Below are 5,127 nucleotides of genomic sequence, written 5' to 3'. Positions count from 1 at the left end.
GGCCGCCGATCTGCATCTGCAAATCAAGCCAGGTACGGATGCTGTGCTGGCCAATGCCATGCTAAAGGTCATCGTGGATGAAGGATTTGCGAATGAAGAGTTTATCCGCAAGCGGACTAACGGGTTCGAGCAGCTGTTGACTCATTTGAATGATGTGGATCTGAACGAATCGGCTGTGCTGTGCGGAATTGATCTGGATATGATCCAAAAGGCTGCACGCGCCTTTGGCAGTGTAGGCACCGGCATCGTTTTTACGGCCAGGGGCGTCGAGCAGCAGACAGATGGACATATGGCGGTGCGTGCATTTCTTAATCTGGTGCTGGCCACCGGCAAGATTGGAAGGGAAGGATGCGGTTACGGGGCCATCACAGGCCAAGGGAACGGACAAGGGGGGCGAGAGCATGGTCAAAAGGCTGACCAGCTCCCTGGCTACAGATCGATTGAGAATGAAGAAGATCGAGTCTATGTGGCGTCCGTGTGGGGAGTTGAACCGGGTAGTTTACCGGGAAAAGGAGTGTCGGCCTACGAAATGATGGAGCTTGTTCATCAGAGAGAAATCCAAGCTCTGTTCGTGATGGGCTCTAATCCTGTTGTATCTAACCCGAATGTCCGGCTGGTGGAGGAAGCGCTGAAAAAGCTGAATCTGTTGGTTGTGGCGGATATGTTTCTCACTGAAACCGCACGGATGGCCGACATTGTTTTGCCTGTAACGTCTTATTTGGAGAATACGGGGACGATGACCAATCTGGAGGGCCGCGTTCTGCTGCGGGAAGCGGCGCGGCCCGCACCGGGCGAGGCTAGAGATGACTGGAGCATTTTGTGTCAGATGGCTGCAAGGCTGAACAAGGGTAGCTACTTCTCGTACAGGGATGCCGAGCAAATCTTTGAAGAACTGCGACTCGCCAGCCGGGGCGGTCCTGCCGATTACTATGGGATCACATATGACAGGCTGCGTCGTGAGGAAGGAGTATATTGGCCATGCCCGTCTACGGACGAAGCCGGTATGGATACGATGTTTCAGGAAACCTTTGCCCTTCCTGACCGAAGGGCGGTTTTTACAGTGGTTGAAAGCTGTGGAGCAGGAGAGGAGATATCAGAGGAATACCCGCTTATTTTGACAAACGGCCGCGTGCTGGCTCACTATTTGACCGGTGAACAAACACGCAGAAGTCCGTCGCTGGCCGCGCGCGAGCTTGAAAATTATGTTGAAATTCATCCGCGTACAGCGCGACGCTGGCATATCAGGGACGGGGAGTGGGTAGAAATAGCATCACAGCGCGGTAGCTTCACCGTCCGCAGCCGGATCAGGCCACATATCCGCGAAGACACGCTCTTCGTACCCATGCATTGGGGTGGGGCGCAAAATGTAAATCGGGCGACCCGGCCCGACCTTGATCCGTTCTGCCGGATGCCCGGCTTCAAAACGGCTGCTGTACGCATCCGTCCCCTTCACCTGGCTGCAGCCGCAACCAGTGCAGATAACGGGGAGTGGTCTCAGTTCTAGAGCAGGAGCAGTGTAAGTGGATTTTCCTTTTTCTTTGCATAAAAAGCCAACCCCCTTTGTATGAGTGCGGGGGTTGGCTTTTTTGACCTGTACAGTTTATGGCCCACAATCGCTAGACTGCGTGACGCCAATATTATAAATGCAATCGGGTTTCGGATATGCTAGCTCCCGTTTTTATTTCTTTTCTGAGCATAGCTTCACGCCAGCGACAATACAAATTCCAGGCGTCCCCGTTTTCTAGCAGCGGTTTGCAGGTGTACAAACCCTCCTCTACGGAGTCGACTCGCCCTGCAACGAACAGCCGGACCGCGCCGTTGAGTAGCACTTGATTCGAAAAAGCTATAGGAGCTATGCCTTGCAGCGCTTCCTCCGTTATGCGTAGCTGTTCGGCTGGCGTCCAGTTATGCTCTGGTACCACCGAATCCAGCCCGTACATTTCTGGATCAATAACCTGCAGTGACCCCTCGCCGTTAGCAAGCAGGTAAGTCCGGGTCGGCCGGTCGATGAACAGGTCCTCCGATCCTTCGCTCCCCTGGACGATCAGAGCCCTGCGATAATTCAGATTTTGCATAAGTTTCGCCGTCTTGTCGAACACAGTATTGTGGAAAACGCCGAATACAATATACGGGGAAGAACCGTAATCAACCAGTTTCTCGGCTGTATTCAGCACTGTGCGAAGCCCCAACTCTTCGCGAATGGGCCGCAGATCTCGCAGGGGCGCGCACCATTGTTCGGAGGCTACGAACAGTACACCCGTCAGCTTCGCGGCATGAATGGCGGTTTCGCGTGTCATGTTCCCGGACGTTACCCCCATTTCCTGCAGTAAAAGCGGGAGCGTAACACCCCATTTGGGAGGAAGTGGTGCACTGCCATGCATCGTTACTGGTATTCCGCATGAGGCGAGTAGAAAGGCAGTTGCGAAGGTGGCGATAAATGATGACTTCCTGCCATCGTACGGACCGGCGAAATCAATACCTTCCTGCATGGGAAAGCGGTGGGTATATTTACGGCAGACATTTACGAATGCTTCCAGCTCGGCAATACTCTCCATTTTGATGCGTTCCGCGGCAAAGAAAGCTCCGATTTGAGCAGGGGTTGCCGACCGGGTCATAATAAGTTCAGCAGCAGCTTCGGCTTCGGCGTAATTCAGATCCCGGGCGCCTCTTTTGCCGCGTCCAACTTCTTTTAATATTTCAATGATATTCATGTTCAAGCCCCTTTCAGATTTATGCTTTTAGCATTTGCTGTGCTTTGACAATGGAGATGGCCACATCAACGATCCGTTTGCGATCGTTCATCGCTTTTTTACGCAGTAGATCGTATGCCTCAGCTTCTGGGATTCCGTTTACTTCGCCAAGTATTCCTTTCGCCATATCAATCCATTTGCGTTCTTCCAGTCGAGCGGTCAGTTGTTTGCGTTCGCTTTGCCAGTGCTGGCGTTCAAAAAAGCGTTTGGCGCTAAAATGAAGAGCCCAATTCAGCTCATGGGCTGCCATGGAAGGGGTTAGAATGCCGTCGACAGTAACATCGGCCTCACAAGCCTCCGTCGATGACAGTGCTGATTCCGCGCTGCACCACCAGAGCAACGGGACCGCTTTGGTTTGCTTCAACCTGTCGCCCCACATGCTGATCGTGCCGACAGGTATGTTTAGTACCGCCGCATCTGCATTATAGATTAGCTGTTTAATTTCAGATTCATTGCGGCAGGGTAGAGGTAGGTATCCGTTGGACTCTAAAAGGTGCTCGGGTCCTGCCTGCCGTGGGGAAACGGCGTGTGCCTGCTCGGATACATGGTCAGAATGCAAGTGAATTACCAACAAGGAACGCAAGCGGGCTCCTCCTCTCTGTAACATGAAGGGTAGTTAACGATGGAGATGGTATTCATTGATAACAAATATGACATAGGATTTTGTCTGGCTGCCTGTTTTTTTCATCGTTATCAAGTTTAAACGGACTTTTAAACCATTTTGGCGTGTTTTTGACTGAAAATCAATCCTAATTTTGTAGGAGAGTGATATTTTATACATCATAAACATGTTACATGGTGATAAAATATAATTTTTATAAGATTATGCGTAAGGAATATTGACATATAACTTGAATCATTATATATTGGCTACAGTACTTTTTAATTCCATACTCTGATGGATACAACGGCGTATTCGATGAAACGGCAATGGAGCCTGTTTTCACATGTGGGAGGGATGTTTTGAATTCCCCTATGTGAAGCAGGCTTTTTATGTTTTGAGGATAGAAATGGAAGGGGAGTGACCTGATGAACTATAACAAAAAGTTAGTGCTGGTTGGCAACGGAATGGCGGGGATACGCACCCTTGAACATTTGCTGAAGATCGCACCAGGCACCTATGAGATTACGGTATTCGGGGCCGAGCCCCATCCAAACTATAACCGGATTATGCTATCCTCTGTTTTGGCCGGAGGGGCTGGTTTGCAGGATATTGTCATCAACGACTGGAGTTGGTATGAAGACAACAATATCCGATTGTATACCGATGATCCTGTCACAGCTATCGACACGGAAAAGCGGCAGGTGACGTCACACTCCGGCGTATGCGTCTCTTATGATTTATTGTTGCTGGCAACAGGCTCCAAAGCCTTCATTCTGCCGCTTCCAGGAGCAGACAAGGATGGTGTTATTGGTTTCCGGGATATCCGTGACTGCGAGATGATGATGGAGACGGCGAAGAGGCACAAAAAAGCAGCCGTCATCGGCGGCGGATTGCTTGGGCTGGAGGCAGCCAGGGGGCTGCTCAACTTGGGGATGGACGTTACAGTTATTCATATTAATGGATATATTATGGATCGGCAGCTGGATGAGGCCGCTTCCCTTATGCTACGGCGCGAGCTGGAGGAGCAGGGAATGACTTTTCTGGTCAATAAGCGGACGGCGGCTATTACGGGGCGTCGCCGCGTGGAAGGATTGAAATTTGCCGACAGTAGTGAGCTGGAAGCGGACCTGATCGTTATGGCAGTAGGCATCTTACCAGACATTGAACTGGCGGTGTCGGCGGGAATCCCTGCAAATCGTGGCATTATCGTAAATGATTACATGGAAACGAATATCCCCGGTATATACGCCGTTGGCGAATGTGCAGAACACCGGGGAATCACTTACGGATTGGTAGCTCCATTATATGAGCAGGGTGGTGTGCTGGCTCAGCGACTCGCGGGAATGGAGACTCCCGGCTACAGTGGTTCCGTCACTTCGACAAGGTTGAAGGTATCGGGCGTAGACGTGTTTTCAGCAGGGAGTTACAAGGACGAGCCGGGAACACGTTCCCTGCGGTATCAGGATGATATTGGCGGCGTCTACAAAAAAATCGTCATCAAGGAAGAAAAACTGATCGGAGCCGTTCTGTTTGGGGATACGTCTGACGGAGCCATGTTGTTTTCTCTGATCAAAAGTGGCGAGTCGGTGGTTGGCCGTGAGAAAGAGCTATTGCTCGGCTTCAATCCCGGCCAACCAGAAGCAAGTGGCGCTATGATGCTGGAGCAAATGCCTGATGACGAAATTATATGCGGATGTAATGGTGTATCCAAGGGTGACATCGGAGAGGCGGTTGCGGCTGGTTGCCGGAGCCTTGGGGAGATTAAGGCCTGCA

At 51.2% G+C, this 5,127-nt stretch carries 4 protein-coding genes; 2 read left to right on the top strand and 2 right to left on the bottom strand.

Annotation, left to right across the window (positions count from 1 at the left end):
* Positions 1 to 1,504 (top strand): molybdopterin oxidoreductase family protein (locus L696_RS0126850; protein ID WP_025686395.1); only part of this gene is annotated, 1,504 nt, incomplete at its 5' end.
* 133 nt (positions 1,505 to 1,637) lie between these two features.
* Here the strand turns inward: L696_RS0126850 and L696_RS0126845 are convergent.
* Positions 1,638 to 2,711: an anthranilate phosphoribosyltransferase gene (locus tag L696_RS0126845; protein WP_025686394.1), complete on the bottom strand. Its 1,074-nt coding sequence runs from the start codon at positions 2,709 to 2,711 to the stop codon at positions 1,638 to 1,640.
* Positions 2,712 to 2,730: 19 nt separating this feature from the next.
* Positions 2,731 to 3,333: an ANTAR domain-containing response regulator gene (locus L696_RS0126840; protein ID WP_025686392.1), complete on the bottom strand. Its 603-nt coding sequence runs from the start codon at positions 3,331 to 3,333 to the stop codon at positions 2,731 to 2,733.
* A 446-nt stretch (positions 3,334 to 3,779) separates the two neighbouring features.
* On the opposite strand from L696_RS0126840, the gene L696_RS0126835 reads away from it, so the two are divergent.
* Positions 3,780 to 5,127 (top strand): FAD-dependent oxidoreductase (locus tag L696_RS0126835; RefSeq protein WP_025686391.1); only part of this gene is annotated, 1,348 nt, incomplete at its 3' end.

Origin of the sequence: Paenibacillus maysiensis (assembly GCF_000520815.1) — a bacterium.
GTDB classification, from domain to species: Bacteria; Bacillota; Bacilli; order Paenibacillales; family Paenibacillaceae; genus Paenibacillus; species Paenibacillus maysiensis.
This window is presented reverse-complemented; position numbering and strand designations above follow the sequence as displayed.